Below are 18548 nucleotides of genomic sequence, written 5' to 3' on the forward strand. Positions count from 1 at the left end.
GCGGAGACTAGCCTTCACTGCCCGCCGGACTTGACGGACGGAAGCTTGGAAACCAGGCGCAGGGACACGGTCAGCCCTTCGAGCTGATAGTGCGGGCGCAGGAAGAATTTCGAGGTATAGAAGCCGGGATTGCCTTCCACCTCTTCGACCTGGACCTCGGCGGCCGCGAGCGGCTTCATCGCCTTGGTCTCCTGGGAAGAATTGGCCGGATCACCGTCGACGTAGTTCATGATCCAGTCGTTGAGCCAGCGCTCCATGTCGTCGCGTTCCATGAACGAGCCGATCTTGTCGCGCACGATGCACTTCAGATAGTGGGCGAAGCGGCAGCAGGCGAACAGGTACGGCAGGCGCGCGGCGAGGTTGGCGTTCGCGGTCGCGTCCGGGTCGTAGTATTCGGCCGGCTTCTGCAGCGACTGGGCGCCGATGAAGGCGGCCACGTCGGTGTTCTTGCGGTGCACCAGCGGCATGAAGCCGTTCTTGGCCAGTTCGGCCTCGCGCCGGTCGGAGATCGCGATTTCGGTCGGGCACTTCATATCCACGCCGCCGTCGTCGGACGGGAAGGTGTGCGTGGGCAGGCCTTCGACCGCACCGCCGGATTCCACGCCGCGGATCGAGGTACACCAGCCGTAGTACTTGAACGAACGGTTGATGTTCACCGCCATGGCATAGGCCGAGTTGGCCCAGCAGTACGCGGTGTGGCTGGTGCCGTCGGTGGATTCCTCGAAATTGAATTCGTCGATCGGGTTGGTGCGCACGCCGTAGGGCAGGCGCGCCAGGAAGCGCGGCATGGTCAGGCCCAGGTAGCGCGAGTCCTCGGAATTGCGCAGGCTGCGCCAGGCGACGTATTCGGTGTTCTCGAAGATCTTGGTCAGGTCGCGCGGGTTGGCCAGTTCCTGCCAGGATTCCATCTGCATCGTGCTCGGCGCCGCGCCGGTGATGAACGGGCAGTGCGAGGCGGCCGAGATCTTGGCCATCTCGGTGAGCAGTTCCACGTCCGGCGGCGAGTGGTCGAAGTGGTAGTCGCCGACGATGCAGCCGTAGGGCACGCCGCCGAGCTGGTCGTACTCGGCTTCGTAGATCTTCTTGAAGATCGGGCTCTGATCCCAGCCTATGCCCTTGTGCCGGCGCAGCGTGCGGTGCAGGTCGCGCTTGGAGATAGGCATGAACTTGATCTTGAGCATCTCGTCGACTTCGGTGTTGTTGACGAGGTAGTGCAGGCCGCGCCAGGCGCTTTCCAGCTGCTGGTAGTCGGCGTGGTGGATGATCGCGTTGATCTGCTCGGACATCTTGCGGTCGATCTCGGCGATGATGGCCTCGATCGCCTTGTACGAATCCGCGCCGATGGTGACCGTGTTGGAAAGCGCCTGCTCCGCGAGCGTGCGCACGGCGACCTGTACGGCCTCCTTGGCCTCGTCGGTCTTGGGCTTGAATTCCTTTTGCAGCAGCGCCGAGAAATCGTCGCTTTCCGCAAATCCGGTCTGCTTTTCGAGTAGGGCTTGGTTCTGCGCCATGAGTGGATTCCCCGTGTTCGGTCGCGCGGCGCTCAGGCGTCGCTGTTTTCGGTATCGGCGGGCTTGGCGGCCTGCGGCGCCGCGGCGAGCGACTTGAGCAGGGCCGGGTCATTGAGCACCTTGCCGATCAGTTCCTCGGCGCCGGTCTTGCCGTCCATGTAGGTAAGCAGGTTGTTGAGCTGGGTGCGCGCATCCAGCAGCTTGGACAGCGCATCGACCTTCTTGGCGATGGCGCCGGGCGAGAAGTCGTCCATGCTCTCGAAGGTGATGTCCACCGCCATGTTGCCTTCGCCGGTCAGGGTGTTGGGCACGGCGAAGGCGACGCGCGGCTTGATCGCCTTCATGCGCTCGTCGAAGTTGTCGATGTCGATTTCGAGGAACTTGCGGTCCGCCACGGCGGGCAGGTCCTGCACCGGCTTGCCGGCCAGGTCGGCCATGACGCCCATGACAAAGGGAATCTGTACCTTTTTCTCGGAACCGTAGATTTCCACGTCGTATTCGATCTGCACGCGCGGAGCCCGGTTGCGCCCGATGAATTTCTGGGCGCTGCTCTTGTTGGTGCGGGTGTACTTGGAACCGCTCATCTGCGCAATCTCCTGAAAATCGCCTCGGGGCTACCGGCTATGCGGGCAAACAACGGCAGGCGTGGTACGGCCTGGAACGGGGCCTGCCGGCGCCGCCAGGGCGACCGGATAAGGCTTGGTGGCTAGTGTGTATCGAAATTCCCCGCGGGTCATGCTCAGTTCCTGTTGGTGCCGGCGAGAAGCTCCGCCTGGGCCAGGCCGTCGGGAGCAAGCTCGCGCAGGATGGCGAGGAAATCCAGCCCGATCAGGCCGCGCGCGCGGCGGATCAGCAGCGGCGCCGGATTGGCGGGCTCGGTTTCTTCGAGGAATTTGCAGACCGCGTCCAGCATGAGCACGGCATCCTGGCGCGACATGGCCTTGCGCGGCACGCCCGCGGCAGACACCGCCGCGGCCGGCGCATCGTCGTAGGCGGCGGCCTCGTCGGTGCTGTCCGCACTGGCGGCCTCGGCCTTGTCGCGCTGCAGGTGCAGCGGGAATACCTGGTCGATGAAGGCGATCAGCGGCGGCAGGTCGGGCGCGTCGCTGGAACCCATCTGCTCGCGGCAGTGCTGGTCCAGTTCCTTGGCCAGCGCGCGCAGTTCGCGCAGCGCGGCAAGGCCGCGGCTGCCGTTGGCGAGTTCTTCCTGCAGCAGCGGTTCGATCTGGTGGCGCTGGATGGGACCGGAGCCGCTGCTGTCGCGGCCGCTGGCGACGCGCTCGATCGCACCGAGTTCCAGCGGACCCAGCTGGCGCGTGGGCAGCGGCGTGGCGCGCAGGTCGCCGATCAGGCCTTCGGCCGCGGCCAGGCTGTTGAGCGCATTGCAGCGCGGCAGCGGATCGTCCTCGCCGTCGACGGTCAGCGCGGGATAGGCCTCGAACCAATGGCGCCTGGCCAGCTCCAGCGTAAGGTTGAGCCCGGCGACGGCACCGTCCAGGCCGTGCTTGCGCGTGAGCGCGCGGGTGACGAACACGGTGAGGCGGAAATCCTTGCTGCGGGCGAGCAGGCCGGTGGCCTGGGCCAGCACGCGCGACCAGTCCGGTCCTTCGGCCGGGATCACCGTATCGCCGTACTGGCGCTCGGGCTGGCCTTCGATGCTGCGTTCCAGCGCAAGGTAGTCTGCGTCGTAGTCGAGCTCGACTCCGCAGGCGCGCTCGGCGTCCACGGGTGCCAGCAGCGAATCGACATCGATCAACGTCATTTGAACCCCTGTTGCCTGTGCGGCGGCCGGCCCGGGGGCCGGCGGCGCTCAACGTGCATTTTTCGCGTTCTTGAATTCCGGCCCCCACAGCGGATGGTTGTGTTCCGCCGGGGTGAGGTCGAAGTTCGGATCCAGCTGCAGCGCGCGTTCAAACGATTGCCGGCAGAGCGCCGGGCGTTCGCTCACGCAGTAGGTGAAAGCCAGGTTCTTCAGTGCCGCGATCTTTATCGTATCGCTGGCGGCCCAGATATCCTGTGACAGGAAGGTCGCTTCCGCCTGGGCGTAGGATCCGGCCTCGTATTCGGCGATGCCCTTGGCCAGCACTTCCTTGCCGCGGGCTTCGGCCTGCTGGCGCGCGACTTCCTCGGCGCTGGGCTGCGGCGGCGGCTCCACCTTGGGCTTGGCCGGGGCGCAGGCGCCCAGCACGGCGGCGAGCAGCAAAACGAACGCCGGTTTGACGGCGGAACGGAGCGGGTGGATCGACGGCGTCGTGGTCAACTTGATTTGCCCCTGTACGTGTATTGTCAGCCGGTTTCACGCCGCTGCGCGGCGTACGGCCGCCGCGGCGCGACAGCCCTACCGGTTGCAGGCCGCCCCCCCCGACGACCCCGCGATGCGCCGCTTTCCGGCGGCACGGTCCAGCTTACTGCGCGGCTCCCGACCCGGCGGGCTGGAAGCGGTGTTCGATCGACGTGGGCTGGCCGGCGGTCACGGTGAGCTGACGGCGCAGCGACTGCAATCCCGGATTGCGCAGTTCCACGTTGTAGGTGCCTGGCTCCAGCTGCAGGAAACGCAGGGGTGGACTGACGCCGCGCAGGCTGCCGTTGATCCACACCTCGCCCCAGGGCTGGATGCTGAGTTTCACATTTCCGACGCTGGCCGCGGCGGGCTTGGCGTCACGCCGCGAGCGTGCCGTGCTCGCCGTTTCGCGCGGCCGGCTGCTGCTTTCGCTGTCGCGGCGCGGATTGGCGCCGGTCACGTCGACGGTCTTGACGGTATCGGCCGAGGCTACGGCCGGAGCGGGCTCTGCCGGCGCCGCAGGCTGCGCCGCCACCGCGGCGGGCGGCGGCTCGGCGGCAGGCGGCGGCGTCACGGGCAAGGTCTGGCCCGGCGATTCCAGCGCGGCGGACGTGACTTCCGCCGGCGGCGGCTGCGTGCCCAGCACCTGCGAAGCATCGGCCAGCGGCGGCGCGGACGGATCCGCAGCGGCGGGCGCGACGGCACCGGCCCCGGTGCCGGGCGCGGGCGCATTCGGATCGGCTGCGACTGCGTTGGGATCGGGCGCGGCGGAGGCCACGGCGTTCGTATCGGCGGCGGCAGGCGCTGCGCCGGTATCGGCGACACCGGCCTGGCTGCCCGCATCGGCAGACGGCGCCGAAGCGGCCGGGTCGGTGCCGGCCGTCACCGCGGGCACGGCGGGCGTGGTCTCGGCAGCCACCGGCGGCGGCACCGGCGCTTCGCTGGGCCCCGACAGCAGACGCCAGGCCGCGAACGAAAGCACGGCAACGACGGCGAGGCAGGCGGCGATGACGGTCGGAATCACCCAGCCGCGATTCGGCGCGGCAGCGCCGGCAGCGGCGGTCTCGGTTGCAGCGCCGGCCGGCGGCGTGCGTATGGCGGGCACGGCCACGGGACGCGCTTCGGGCGCAAGGCGACCGGAAAGCAACTCTTCCATTTCCGGAAAACTGTTGCTTTCCACCTTGGGCTGCTGCGTAGGTGCGGCCAGCGGATCCAGGTCCAGCGCAGAGGCGGAATCCTTGGCCGCCGGCGTGCCCGAACCCAGCGCGCGCGCCAGCGCCTGCGCATCCGGCGCCGACAGCACCACGGTCGCATCGTTGGCCGGTGCGGCCGGACGCGGCGCGGAAGCCGGCGGCGGCGTGGCCGCCTGGGGCCGCGATGCGAGCTGGGCCGGGGCGACCGGTGGCGGCGTGCGGCGGGCCTCGGGCTTGGGCGTTTCGGGCTTCGGTGTTTCGTGCCTGGCTGCTTCGGACCTGGCGGCGTTCTGTGCGGCCTCGACCAGCTGGCGCGGCAGCGGCATGGCCATCGTCGCATCCGGATCGGCGGCGGGCGTTGCGGCCGGCGGCGTTGCGGCGGACGCTGACGGCGCCGCGGCAGCGGACGCGGCCGTCGGCGGCACAGCCGGCGCCGCCTTGGAAGCCAGCTCGGCCTCGAAGCGGAATTCGGAGACGACCTGCGGCTCGGCCGATGCCGGTTCCTCGGCGACGACCATGGGTTCCAGCGTGAATTCGGGCACCGGCACCGGCGCGGCGGCAACAGCCGGCGGCGGCGCCAGCGGCGCGGGCTCGGCCAGCGACAGCGCGGCGGCGTCGATAACGAAGGCGCGCGCCGGCTCGGGCGCGGCTGCCACTGCCGCCACAGCGGGAACTGCCGGCACCTCGGCTACGGGCGCGGCAAACACCGTTGGCGCGACGGATTCGGCGAACCCCGCAACGGGTTCCGCAATCGCCGGCGGAGCCAACGGAGCGACAGGCTCCGGGATGGCCGGCGCAACAAATGCAGCAAGCGGTTCCGGGGTGGCCGGCGGCGCCACTGCAGCGACCGGCTCAGGCAGGGCCGGCTGCGCGGGCGCAGCGACGGCCGGCGCCGGGGCAAGCAGCGACGAGGCGGCGGATACCGCAGCAAGCGCGGCGGCATCGGCCGGCGCCGCAGCGAACGCCGCCTGGCCGAACGCAGCGGACGGACCGGCCGCGGACGCACCGCCCGGCAACCCGGACGAGGCTTCCACCGAAGCGAGCACATCATCCAGCGGCGGCAGATCCGCCAGCAAGGCGGCCACACCGGCGTCCGGCGCGGTTGCCGGAGACGGCGGAATGGAAACGGGTTCCACGGCGGCCGGCGGCACCGCAGCCGCGGCGGCAACAGCGATCAGCGATGGGGCCGGCGAAACCGGGGCGGCATTCGATGCAACCGCCGGCGCGCCAGCCGGTACGGCGCCGGCCGGCGCAATCTGGGACGCCGCGGCAGCCGGTACACCAGTAGAAGTTGCGGCAGCCGGCACATTGTTCGGTGCCGCGGGCGGCGGTGCGACATTCGCCGTGCCGGCGGCCGGCGTCGTCGGTCCGGCGGCGGCCGCCGCAGCGGCAGCCGCGGCCTTGGCGCCGGCCAGCTGCTTTACCAGCTCGGCCACTTCCTGGGCGGAGACGATGACGGTGCGCTCGTCCTCGGGCTCGCGCGGCGCCGGCGGCTCGGGCAGCACGGCTTCGATTTCGATGGCCGGGGGCGCCTCGGGCACGACCAGCGGCTCGGCCACGGCCAGGGCGATGACAGTCTTGTCGTCCTTGGTGACGCGCAGTAGCTCGCGCAACTCGGCGATGGACTGGGGCCGGTCGTTGGGCTGCAGCGCCAGGGCGCGGTCCACCGCGGTGAGGAATTCGCGCGAATAGCCGCTGAGGCCGGCGCTGGCCAGCGGCTGCAGGCTGTCCTTCATGATGCGCGAGATCGACGCCGGCGGCGGGCTGCCGGTCAGCGCGAAATGCAGCAGTGCGCCTACGGCGTAGACGTCGGTCCACGGCCCCTGCGGCAGGGCGAAGTCGCTGGAGTATTGCTCGATCGGCGCGTAGCCCGGCTTGACCACGACCGTGATTGCCTTCTGCAGGCCGGTCACCACTTCGCGCGCGGAGCCCAGGTCCAGCAGCACCGGCGTGCCGTCGTTCTTGATGAGGATGTTGTCGGGCGCAATGTCGCGATGGAAAACATTTCGCGAATGCAGCAGTTCCAGCACATCCAGCACCGGCGCGACGATGCCGCGCAGCCAGGGCTCATCGCCGCGGCCGCCCATTTCCTTCAGCACCGAGCGCAAGGTTTTCCCGGTGTAGCGCGGCATGACCATGTAGGCCGTGCCGTTCTCCTCCCAGAACTGCAGCACCTCGACCAGGCCGGGATGCTTGAACTGCGCGAGCAGGCGGGCTTCGTTGATGAAACCGTTGAGGCCGGCTTCAAACGTCTCGCGGTTGTGTTCCGAACGGATGCGCACCGTGGTGGAGGCGACGCGGCCGGCCAGCGAGATGGGAATGTATTCCTTGATCGCGACATCGCGCATGAGCTGCAGGTCGCGCGCACCGTAGACGATGCTGAACCCGCCCTCGCCCAGGGTTTCGATGATTTCGAACTCGCGTAGCCGCATTCCCGCGACCAGCGCGTTCCCCGGCGCGAGATCCCCGGCCTGCGGTGTCTTGCCGGAAATGATCGGAGCGACGCGGGCGTTTACAGTTGCGTCCATGCCTGCGAATCGGAGAGGGAGGGCGTCGTATGCAATTTAGGCTAAATGATTGCGCAGTGCAAAGAGGAGGTTTGGCCTTTGTGACCGGCATCCGTATTTCACGCTGCACGCTCCCTAATATTACGTCAACGATTTGTGATGCAGTCGTTGTTTCATCCGCCTGCAAGAATGCGCCGCTAGCAATGCAAAGATGACACGCTGCCAGCAGTCATCCGACGGCTGCGTGCGGCGCCGGAGCGGCCGGCCCAGCGTAGCGCCGCGGCGCTACCGGCCAATGACAACGGCAGCCCGTCTCAGGGCGCGCGATGCAGTGCACACACAGTGATTTCGGCGTACCCTGACAGCCGCCGCAGGCCGTTTGCGTACCCCGATAGGTTTTGATAGCTTCAAAATTTTCAGGGCTTGGCCTGTGTGCGGACAGGTCGATACCGCAGCGGCGTGAGCGCGACCATACTGCGCTGCAGGCTCCGCTACGCTAGCGGACGCGCACGAGGGAGCGTGAATGGCGGTCAGGCTGGAACTGGTGGTGTTGTCTTATAACGGCCAGGCATTGGCTGCGCCGTTGTGCCGCGCGCTGGATACGCCGGTGAGCGTCGGCCGCGGCAGCGACAACGACCTCGCGCTCAACGATCCCGAACGGCTGATCTCCCGCCACCAGGCGCGCCTGAGCATGGGCGCCGGCGGCAGCGTCGACATCACCAACCTCAGCAGCAGCAGCTCGCTCTTCATCAACGGCACGGAACTGGCGCCCGGCCGCATCTGCACCATGAATCCGACGGACCAGCTGCTGATGGGCCGCTACGTCCTGGGCCTGCGCCCGGCCGCTGCCGCAGCACCGCTGAGCACGCCCGCGCCGGCGCACACGCCGTCGCCGGCCGCACAGATCATCCCGCCGCCGCAATCCGCTGCGCCGCCGCAGCCGGCGCAGATCATTCCGCCGCCGGCGTCGTATGCGCCGCCCTCGTATGCAGCGCCGGCCCAGGCCGCGCCCGCACCGCCGCCGCGTCCCGCACCCGTGCCGGTGCCGCCGGCCAGCCCTATGGCGACGCGGCCCAAGCCGGTGCAGATGATCCCGGACGATTTCGACGTGTTCTCGCCGCCCTCGGCGCCGCCGCTGCCCTTCAGCACACCGCTGCTGGAAGACGTGGTGATCGAGGACGCCAATGAAAAAGCCGCCGTGCGCGAGGTGTTCGCCGAGCTGCAGACGCTTGGCAACGATGTCATCGCCGAGCCGCTGGAGGAAGCGCGCCAGCGTTCGCGCGTGCTCGATCTGAACCGCAACGGCCAGATCGATCCGCTGCAGCTGTTCGACAGCGGCATGGAAACCGCCGCCCCCAGCGCCTCGCTGGATCACGGCCTGGAAATCGATTCGCTGTTCGTGGTTCCCTCGCTGATTCCCGAGGCCGGCTTCGCACCGCCGCCGGGCGCGCCGCAAGCGGCCGCCGGCATGCCCGCCGCGCCGCCCGCGGCCGGCCCGTTGATTCCGCCCGGCGCGCCGAAACCCGCCGCGGTGCCGTCCGCGCCAGCCTATGCCGCGCCGCCGCCGGCCGGATCGGTCGCCGCGGCCGAACTCATGATGGCCGAGTTGCTGCAATCCGGCCCGGCGCTGGATCCGGCCACCGCCATCACCAGCTTCGACAATCTTTTACTGGATACGCCGCCCGGCGCGGCGCCGGCGCAGATTCCGCAAGCGCCGCCTGTTCCACAAGCGCCGCCTGTACAAACTGCACCGTCTGTACAGGCTGCGCCGGCCTATCCAGGCGCCGCGCCGCCGCATGCGTCGCCCGCGCTGCCGCCGCGTCCCGCACCACCGCCGGCCGCGGCAATGCCGCCTGCGCCGGTCGCGATGCCGCCCGCGGCGATGCCATCGGCCGCCGCGCCGGCCGCCGCCGCAGCACCCGCGCCCCCGGCCCATTTCGACACCGATGCCGCCGCCATCCTGCGCGCCGCCTTTGCGCGCGGCTGCGGCATCGATGTCAACCATGTGGCCGAATTCACGCCGCAGGCGCTGGAGGTGCTGGGCCGCCTGTTCGCGGCGATGACCAGCGGCACCATCCGCCTCATGCACGGCCGCTCCTCCACCAAGCACGAGATGCGCGCCAACGTCACCATCATCGCCACCGACGGCAACAACCCGCTCAAGTTCGCGCCGGACAGCGCCTCGGCGCTGATGCAGCTGCTGGGCCGCGGCTCGCCCGCCTTCATGCCGCCGCTGCGGGCGATCGACGATGCCTTCGACGACCTTTCCGCCCACCAGGTCGGCCTGCTCGCCGGCTCGCGCGCGGCCATGTACGACGTCGCCGCCCTGCTCGGGCCGGACCGCTTCCTCGCCCTGGCCGGCGAACGCAGCGGGCTGGAGGCTATGATGCCGGCCAAGCACAAGGCGCGGCTGTGGGATCTGTACGCGACGGGCTACCAGGAGATGGTGGGCGCGGCGCGCGAAGAGTTCGAGAACCTGTTCCAGCGCGCGTTCGCCCGCGCCTACGAGCAGGAAATCGATCGCATCAATTCGGGGAAGAGCCGGTGAACACCTATCTCGCTGGCAGCGGCGTACGCATCGAATTCGCCACCTTGTCCGGCCAGGGCGGGCGCGAATACAACGAGGACGCCTGCGGCTACTGGACTTCCGAAGGCGGCGCCTGCTTCATCGTCTGCGACGGCGCCGGCGGCCACGGCGGCGGCGACGTGGCCTCGGAGACCGCCGTGCGCACCCTGCTGTCGGCCTATTCGTCGGCGCCGGAACTCAGTCAGCAGAACATAGAACGCATCATTACCCAGACCGACGTGGCCATCCGCTACGGCCAGCAGCTGGCCGGCGGCCTGCGCAAGATGAGCGCGACCGTGGCCGCGCTGTTCTTCGACGCCGCGGCGCAGAAGGCGCAGTGGTCCAACCTGGGCGACACGCGCCTGTACCTGATCCGCAAGCGCCAGTGCCGGCAGCTGACCAAGGACCACAGCGTGGTGCAGACCTTCGTCGACGCCGGCGTCATCGCCGAGTCGGAGATCCGCAACCACGCCAAGCGCAACCTGCTGTTCGCCGCGCTGGGCATGGGCGACGGCGTGCCGCCGGCGGCGCTGGAGACCGCCTTCGACATCGACGACGGCGACGCCTTCCTGCTTTGCACCGACGGCTTCTGGGAAGTGGTGCTGGAGGAGGAAATGGTCGAACAGCTGATCCGCTCCGACTCGGCCGAGGAATGGCTGCTGGCGATGGAACAGCTCATCAGCGCGCGCGGCACGCCGCTGCAGGACAACTACAGCGCGCTGGCGGTATGGGTGGGCCGTCCCAACGAGGTGACCATGCCCTGGCCGGACCAGGATGTCGCCAACCTGGTCGCCGAGGCCAGCCAGGATGCCGTCTGAGCTGCCGCGCACCGCCGATCCACCCTGCTGACTGCGTTGTCATCACCCGGTTTTGCCCGGCGGACAAGCTCCCCCGACCTGTCCGCCCTTCCCCACCTCACATCACCGTCGATGCCGCCATGACCGCCAACCGACCGCTACGCTCGCTGCTCCGCTCCGTTTCGCTGCTGTCCTGCCTCGTGCTGCTGGGCCTGCTCGGCGCCTGTTCCTCGGCGCCGAAGAAGCGCAACCCGGTCACGGTCGAAGTGACCCTGACCGCCAGCGCCAAGCTCAATCCCGATCTGAACCTGCGCCCCTCGCCGGCCCAGGTCACTGTGGTCAAGCTCAAGCGCGCCGCACCCTTCATGCAGGCCGACTACTTCACCCTGGCCGACGAGACCAAGGGCGACCTGGACGGCGTGGTCGTGCTGAAGGATCCGTTCGTCGTGCAGCCCGGCGCGACGGTCAAGAAGAGCTACACCTTCGACGCCGACGAGGACGCCATCGGCGTGATGGTCGGCTACCGCGACATGGAGAACAGCGTCTGGCGTGCCGCCATGGACCTGCCGCCGCAACGCAAGAAGTGGATCAAGCTGCCGGAGTTCCTGAAAAGCGGCAAACCCACGGTCGGCTACACCGTGCAGCTGGACGAACGCAAGGTCACCCTGTCCGGCCCGCCGGTGAAGAAGTGAGCGCGATGAGCCGCAACCGCAACGCCAGCCAGGGAAGGTGAGATGGATCCATACAAGCGCGTGGTCTGGGCCGAGGGCATGTTCCTGCGGCCGCAGCATTTCCAGCAGCAGGAACGCTATTTCGAGTTCCACGCCCACCAGCGCAGCCTGGCGGCGGAGCCGTTCTTCTGGGGCTTCCGCGAACTGCGCCTGGACGTGGCCGCGCTGGCGGTGGGCAAGCTTGCGATCCAGAACGCGATCGGCCTGCTGCCCGACGGCACCTCCTTCGCCTTCCCGCAGCAGAGCGCCGCGCCCGAGCCGCTGCATTTCGGCGAAGGCGTGGTCAACCAGACCGTCTACCTCGCCCTGCCGCTGAAGCGCCCGGGCACCGAGCACGTGGTGTTCGAAGACAACCCTTCCTCGCTGGCGCGCTACACCGTCAGCGACGCAGTGGTGCGCGACGAGAACTCCATCGCCGGCGAGCCGGCCGACCTGCAGCTGGGCACGCCGCGCCTGCGCCTGGTGCTGGAAAAGGATCTCGCCGACGGCTGGCTGGGCGTAGGTGTGGCGCGCGTGGTCGAGTGCCGCAGCGACCGCCAGCTGCTGCTGGACAGCGAATACATACCGCCGGTGGTGTGCTGCTCGGCCTTCGGCTATCTCATGTCGCTGCTCAACGAGCTGCACGGCCTGGTCAACCAGCGCGCCGACGTGCTGGCCGAGCGCCTGAGCCAGCCCGGCCGCGGCGGCGTGTCCGAAGTGGGCGAATTCCTGCTGCTGCAGATGCTCAACCGCTGGCAGCCGTTCTTCGCCCACCTGCTGAACCCGTCGGTGCTGCATCCGGAGCGCTTCTACGGCGCGCTGGTGCAGATCGCCGGCGAGCTGGCCACCTTCATGGAAGCCTCGCGCCGGCCGACCACCTGGCCGCACTACGATCACGACGATCTGTACGGCTGCATCATGCCGCTGATGTTCCTGCTGCGCCGCGGCCTGTCCACGGTGCTGGAGCAGAACGCGATACAGATCGACCTGCAGATCCGCAACTACGGCGTGCGCGTCGGCCACGTCAACGACACCGAACTGCTGCGCAGCGCCCAGTTCATCCTCGCCGTGCACGCGAGCACGCCGCCGGAAACCCTGCGCACGCACTTCCCCACCCAGGTCAAGATCGGCCCGGCCGACAAGATCCGCGATCTGGTCAACCTGCACCTGCCGGGCGTGGGCCTGCGCCTGCTGCCGGTGGCGCCGCGCCAGATCCCGTATCACGCCGGCTACCACTATTTCGAGATGGACACCTCGGTGGAGTTGTGGAAACAGCTGCAGAACACTGGCACGCTGGCGCTGCATGTGGCCGGCGAATTCCCCGACCTGGAACTGGAATGCTGGGCCGTGCGGCGCTGACCGCGCGCCCATCCGCAACACCGACGCCGCACGGCCGGGCAGGAAGCCCGGCCGCGAAGTACAGATGTATGGTCCTGACCCCCTGACAGAACCGCCATGTCCAATTCGTTCAACGCCGGCAACAACCGCACCTTCGTGATGCCCAGCCCGGGCGGCGCCGCCGCTCCGCTGTCGGGCGCCGCGCAGCCCGTGTGGCAGTCGCACGAGCCGGAAATCCCCTCGGGCAACACGCCGCTGATCGCGGTGGCGAACCCCATACTCAACCTGGTCTACCAGATCCGCACCCTGGTGCATAACGCCGATCCGGAACGGCTCAGGAACTACCTGGCCGACGAGATCCGCCGCTTCGACGCCAACGCCAAGGCCCAGGGCGTACCGGCCGAGCACATCGTCGCCGCGCGCTACTGTCTCTGCACCGTGCTGGACGAGGCCGCCGCGCAGACGCCCTGGGGCGGCTCCGGCGCCTGGTCCAAGAATTCACTTCTGGTCACTTTCCACAACGAGACCTGGGGCGGCGAGAAATTCTTCCAGCTGCTGGCCAAGCTGGCCCAGTCGCCCTCGCAGCACCTGGACGTGCTGGAACTGATGTACTACTGCATCGCGCTGGGCTTCGAGGGCCGCTACCGCATCGTCTCCAACGGCCAGAGCCAGCTGGAGAACCTCAAGCGCCGCCTGGCCGACATCATCAAGAACGGCCGCGGCGTGCCCGACCGCGCGCTCTCGCTGCACTGGCAGGGCCACGCGGCGGAGCTGCCGCGCATCTGGGGCATGGTGCCGGTATGGGTCTCGGCCATACTCGCCGTGGTGCTGGGCGTGGGCGTCTACATGCTGCTGTCGTTCTGGCTGGCGGCGCGCTCGGACAAGAGCTTCCTCGCCATCAGCGCGCTCAAGCTGCCCTCGCCGCCGCCAGTGGTGCGCGACGCGCCGCCGCCGCTGCGCTTCTCCAAGTTCCTGGAGAAGGAAATCCGCGAAGGCCTGGTGTTCGTCAAGGAGAACTCCGAGCAGAGCACCGTGGTGATCCGCGGCGACGGCCTGTTCGAATCCGGCAGCGCCACCATGCGGCCGCAATACCGCGACATCGTCGACCGCATCGCCGCGGCCATCAACGAGGTCAAGGGCCGCGTCCTGGTCAGCGGCCATACCGATGACCGCCCGATCCGCAGCGTGCGCTTCCCGTCCAACTGGGAACTGTCCAAGGAACGCGCCCGCGCCGTCACCGCCCAGCTGGAAACCACCGTGCGCACGCCCGGCCGCATCACCATCGAGGGCCGCGGCGAAGCCGATCCGGTCGCCGACAACACCACGCCGGCAGGACGCGCGCAGAACCGCCGCGTCGAAATCACGGTATTCGCCTCGCCGGCCGAGCTGAACAAGGAGGTTCGCTAGTGTTGCGCCGTCTGTTCTCCCTGCTGTTCAACCGCTACGTCTTCATCGCCCTGGGCCTGGTCGCCCTGGCCCTGGCGATCTGGTACCTGGGCCCGCTGTTCGCCTTCGCCAACTACCGGCCGCTGGAGCCGGTGATGGTGCGCGTATGGATCATCGTCGGCATCCTGGTGCTGTTGCTGCTGCGCCTGCTGGTGCGGGTGTGGCGCAAGCAGCGCATGAACACGCGCCTGATCGACGCGGTGATGGGCCTGCGCGATCCCAAGGCGCCGCCGGACGACCCTTCGCGCGCGGCGCTGGACGAACTGCGCGCGAACTTCGAGCGCGCCCTGGGCCAGCTCAAGAAGACCCGCTTCGGCGGCAAGAAGGAAGGCGGCCTGTTCGCCCAGTTCGGGCAGAAATACCTGTACCAGATTCCCTGGTACGTGTTCATCGGCGCGCCGGGTTCGGGCAAGACCACGGCTCTCCTCAACAGCGGCCTGCGCTTCCCGCTGGCCGAGGAAATGGGCAAGGAAAGCATCCGCGGCGTCGGCGGCACGCGCAGCTGCGACTGGTGGTTCGCCGACGAGACCGTGCTGCTGGACACGGCCGGCCGCTACACCATGCAGGAAAGCGACGCCGTCGCCGACAAGGCCGAGTGGGAAGGCTTCCTCAAGCTGCTGAAGAAGTTCCGCCCGCGCCAGCCGCTCAACGGCGCCATCCTGACCATCTCCGTCGCCGACCTGCTCAGCTCCAGCGAGGATGAGCGCGTGCGCCACGCCGCGCGCATCCGCGCGCGCCTGAACGAGCTGACCGACAACCTCAACATCGCCTTCCCTATCTACGTGCTGGTCAGCAAGGTCGACCTGCTCGGCGGCTTCAACGAGTACTTCGCCAACCTGAGCAAGGAAGAACGCGCCCAGGTCTGGGGCTTCACCCTGCCCCTGCAGCTGGGCGGCGAGATCAACCGCGAGCAGCTGGGCAAGCAGATGGAAAGCGAGATGGACGCGCTGGCCCGGCGCGTGTTCGACAAGCTGCCCGAGCTGATGCTCAGCGAAAGCGACACGGCCCGGCGCGCCCGTGCCTACACCCTGCCGCAGCATTTCGCCAACCTCACGCCGCTGGTGCGCCAGCTCCTGCAGAACGTGTTCGCCGATTCCAAGTTCGCGCCCAAGGCCATGCTGCGCGGCGTCTACTTCACCAGCGGCACGCAGGAAGGCACGCCGTTCGACCGCCTGCTGGGCAGCCTCAACCGCAGCCTGGGCTTCGACGGCCGCGTCTCGCTGCAGCAGACGCCCAAGAGCGGTAAGAGCTTCTTCCTGCAGGACCTGCTGCACAAGGTCATCTTCCCCGAAGCCCATCTGGCCGGACGCAACCGCCGCGCCGAGCGGCGCGAGCGCTGGCTCAGCATCGCCGGGCACCTGGGCGTGATCGCGCTGCTGGCGCTGGCGATACTCGGCTGGGCGGTCAGCTACAAGCGCAACAACACCTACATCGATTTCGTCGACTCCAAGACTGCCCTGGTCGACGGCCACCTCAAGAGCATGCAGAAGGGCGAAGGCGGCACCCTGCTGGAACTGCTGCCGGGCCTCAATGCACTGGTGAAGCTGGCCGACGGCCCGGACTTCACCGTCGGCGATCCGCCGGTAAACCTGACCTATGGCCTGTACCAGGGCGGCAAGCTCGACGCCGCCGCGCAGGATTCCTACCGCAAGGCGATAGAACGCGCCCTGCTGCCGCGCATCGTGCGGCGCCTGGAAGAGCTGCTGCGCACCACGCCGGAGGACAATCTTGAGCTGACCTACGAGACGCTCAAGGTCTATCTGATGCTCAGCGATCCCAAGCGCTACGATTCCGCCACCGTGGAAGCCTTTCTGCGCCTGGACTGGGAACGCAGCCTGCCCGCCTCGGCCACGCAGGAGCAGCGCGACCAGCTGTTCGCGCATCTGTCGCGCCTGCTGGATGCGGATACGGTGTCCTCGCCCTTCCCGGTCGACGTGGAGCTGGTCAAGCAGAAGCGCGAGCAGCTGGCGCGCTATTCGCTGGCCCAGCGCGCCTACAGCCGCCTGAAAAACCGCCTCAACAACGGCAGCCTCAGCGACTTCACCGTGGCCGAAGCCGGCGGGCCGCAATCCACCCTGGTGTTCCGCCGTGCCAGCGGCGAACCGCTGACCAAGGGCATACCGGGCCTCTTCACCTTCCACGGCTACCACAACGTGTTCCTGCCCGAGGCCGAATCGGTGCTGGGCCTGCTCGAAGCCGAGGAAGCCTGGGTGCTGGACCGCGTCGCGCAGCGTCCGCAGCAGCAGCTCGAAGCGCTGGCCGAAGGCGCCTTGCAGCGCGACCTCAAGCGCCTGTACCTGCACGAGTACGTGGGCCTGTGGGAGGCGTATCTCGCCGATATCCGTCTGGTCAACAGCAATTCGATGTCGCAGAGCATAGAAACCGCGCGCATCCTGTCCGCGCCGGATTCGCCCATCGCCCAGTTCCTGCGCGCGGTCGCGCGCGAGACCACGCTGATCAAGCCCGAGACCACCAACGACGGCTCCCTGCTAGGCCAGGCCAAGCGCCAGGTCAACACCGCTGCCGACGATCTGCGCCGCACCCTGGGCCCGTCCGTAGTGCCGACCGCGGTGCGCAAGGAGGAACGGCTGGAGCGCATCGTCGACGACCGCTTCGAGCCGATCCGCCGCCTGGTGCGCACCGACAGCGGCACGCCGCCGATTGAAAACGTCATGCGGCTTTTCAACGAGCTGTACATGAACCTGTCGGGTACCGAAGCTGCGCTGGCCACCCGCACCACGCTCAGCGTGCCCAATGCCGATGTGCTCAACCGCGTGCGCGCCGAAGCCGGCCAGCTGCCCATGCCGCTGCGCGGGATGCTGGAGAACCTGGCCGAAAGCGGCACGCGCCAGGCCGACGGCAGCATGCGCAGCACCCTGGGCGGGGAACTGGACAGCTCGCTGGGCGAGTTCTGCCGCCGCGCCATCCAGGGCCGCTATCCGTTCGAACGCTCGGCCACGCAGGAAGTCACCCTGGCCGACTTCTCGCGCATGTTCGGCCAGGGCGGCATGATGGACAGCTTCTTCACCAGCCGCCTCGCCCCCATGGCCGACGTATCCGGCCCGACCTGGGTGCTGCGCCAGCCCGGCGGCGCGCAGGTGCCGCTGACCTCGTTCCAGAAGGCCGCGCGCATCCGCGACGTGTTCTTCCCCTCCGGCGGCAAGGCCATGGACCTGTCCTTCGAGTTCAAGGTGCTGGAGATGGACGCGACCATCGAGCAGATGACCCTGGACGTGGACGGTCAGGTGTTCCGCTACGCCCACGGCCCGCAGGTGCCGCAGCGCGCGACCTGGCCCGGCCCGCGCGCGACCAACCAGGTGCGCATCGTCACCGCCAGCGCCAAGGACGGCGAGAAGTACATGGTCAAGTCCGGTCCCTGGGCGCTGTTCCGCCTGTTCGACGAAGGCGAGATCCGTCCCGGCGCCGGCCCCGAGCGCTTCATCGCCGCGCTGCTGATCCACGGCAAGCGCATCGTGCTCGAAGTGACCGCCAGCAGCGTGCAGAACCCGTTCCGCCTGCGCGAAATGGTCAGCTTTTCCTGCCCGGGCCGCATCTGATGTTCGCGGCCTCGGTGATCGCGGAGTTCGGTTTCTTCGGCAAGATTCCCGCGCTCGGCGACTTCGTCACCCGCTCGCTGCCGCGCGAGCAGGTGGGCCTGGCCGACGAATGGATGCAGCAGGGCCTGTTCACCCTGCGCTCCATTTCCGAAAGCTGGCTGGACAGCTATCTGGTGTCGCCGGTGTGGCAGTTCGTGCTGCCCGCCGGCATCTGGAGTCCCGCCCCGCTATGCGGCGTGCTGATGCCCAGCGTGGACCGCGTCGGCCGCTATTTCCCCATGATCGCGTTCGCCCCGATCGCCCTGGACCCGTTGGCCGAAGCCACCCTGCTGTGGCGGCGCATGTCGCGCATCGCCCAGGTCATGCCCGGCGTGCTGCACCAGCAGCTCGACGCCGAGGCCGCGCTGAGCCTGCTGCAGGATCCCGCCATCAACGACGCCGAAGACTGGCGCCGCATCCTCAGCCTGGACGATTTCAACGCCTACGGCGACAAGTCGATCTGGTGGTCCGAACGTACGCAGTACATGCCGCTGCGCGAAGTGAATCATCGCGGACGGCCGGATGCGGATTTGTTCTTGCGCTTGTTCGGGCATTGAGCCGGATAAAGCCCTCTCCCCCGGGGCTTGGGGAGAGGGAGTTTCC

At 68.5% G+C, this 18548-nt stretch carries 12 protein-coding genes; 7 read left to right on the forward strand and 5 right to left on the reverse strand.

The features are described 5' to 3' along the window. Positions 1–14 precede the first annotated feature (14 nt). The 5 genes from tssC to NM961_RS21430 all read right to left on the reverse strand — a co-directional run bounded on the left by tssC (position 15) and on the right by NM961_RS21430 (position 7513). Entirely contained in the window at positions 15–1511 is a 1497-nt protein-coding gene (gene tssC, locus NM961_RS21410; RefSeq protein WP_255916467.1) for a type VI secretion system contractile sheath large subunit, read from the reverse strand. Positions 1512–1543: 32 nt separating this feature from the next. After that, entirely contained in the window at positions 1544–2095 is a 552-nt protein-coding gene (gene tssB / locus NM961_RS21415) for a type VI secretion system contractile sheath small subunit (protein ID WP_255916468.1), read from the reverse strand. Between the two features lie 155 nt (positions 2096–2250). Beyond that, the gene (gene tssA, locus NM961_RS21420; RefSeq protein ID WP_255916469.1) at positions 2251–3273 is read right to left on the reverse strand and encodes a type VI secretion system protein TssA; all 1023 of its coding nucleotides are present in this window, start codon (positions 3271–3273) and stop codon (positions 2251–2253) included. A gap of 48 nt (positions 3274–3321) precedes the next feature. Then, positions 3322–3771, reverse strand: coding sequence for a TssQ family T6SS-associated lipoprotein (locus NM961_RS21425; RefSeq protein WP_255916470.1), 450 nt, complete (start codon positions 3769–3771; stop codon positions 3322–3324). A 145-nt stretch (positions 3772–3916) separates the two neighbouring features. After that, complete coding sequence (locus NM961_RS21430) at positions 3917–7513, reverse strand: serine/threonine-protein kinase (RefSeq protein WP_255916471.1); 3597 nt, start codon at positions 7511–7513, stop codon at positions 3917–3919. Positions 7514–8015: 502 nt separating this feature from the next. On the opposite strand from NM961_RS21430, the gene tagH reads away from it, so the two are divergent. The 7 genes from tagH to tagF all read left to right on the forward strand — a co-directional run bounded on the left by tagH (position 8016) and on the right by tagF (position 18502). Beyond that, on the forward strand, positions 8016–10040 hold the full coding sequence (gene tagH, locus NM961_RS21435) for a type VI secretion system-associated FHA domain protein TagH (protein ID WP_255916472.1): 2025 nt from the start codon (positions 8016–8018) through the stop codon (positions 10038–10040). Beyond that, entirely contained in the window at positions 10037–10876 is an 840-nt protein-coding gene (locus tag NM961_RS21440; protein WP_255916473.1) for a PP2C family protein-serine/threonine phosphatase, read from the forward strand. The genes tagH and NM961_RS21440 overlap by 4 nt, the downstream gene beginning before the upstream one ends. Before the next feature lie 119 nt (positions 10877–10995). Further along, on the forward strand, positions 10996–11547 hold the full coding sequence (gene tssJ / locus NM961_RS21445; protein ID WP_255916474.1) for a type VI secretion system lipoprotein TssJ: 552 nt from the start codon (positions 10996–10998) through the stop codon (positions 11545–11547). A 42-nt stretch (positions 11548–11589) separates the two neighbouring features. Beyond that, positions 11590–12924 (forward strand): type VI secretion system baseplate subunit TssK, encoded by a 1335-nt coding sequence (gene tssK / locus NM961_RS21450; protein WP_255916475.1) that lies wholly within the window; start codon positions 11590–11592, stop codon positions 12922–12924. Between the two features lie 96 nt (positions 12925–13020). Further along, the gene (locus tag NM961_RS21455; protein WP_255916476.1) at positions 13021–14310 is read left to right on the forward strand and encodes a DotU family type VI secretion system protein; all 1290 of its coding nucleotides are present in this window, start codon (positions 13021–13023) and stop codon (positions 14308–14310) included. Beyond that, positions 14310–17906: a type VI secretion system membrane subunit TssM gene (tssM, locus tag NM961_RS21460; protein WP_255916477.1), complete on the forward strand. Its 3597-nt coding sequence runs from the start codon at positions 14310–14312 to the stop codon at positions 17904–17906. Before NM961_RS21455 ends, tssM begins: the two co-directional genes overlap by 1 nt. Then, positions 17906–18502 (forward strand): type VI secretion system-associated protein TagF, encoded by a 597-nt coding sequence (gene tagF, locus NM961_RS21465; protein WP_255916478.1) that lies wholly within the window; start codon positions 17906–17908, stop codon positions 18500–18502. The genes tssM and tagF overlap by 1 nt, the downstream gene beginning before the upstream one ends. Positions 18503–18548: the final 46 nt, after the last annotated feature.

Source organism: Tahibacter harae, from assembly GCF_024437735.1.
GTDB lineage: Bacteria > Pseudomonadota > Gammaproteobacteria > Xanthomonadales > Rhodanobacteraceae > Tahibacter > Tahibacter harae.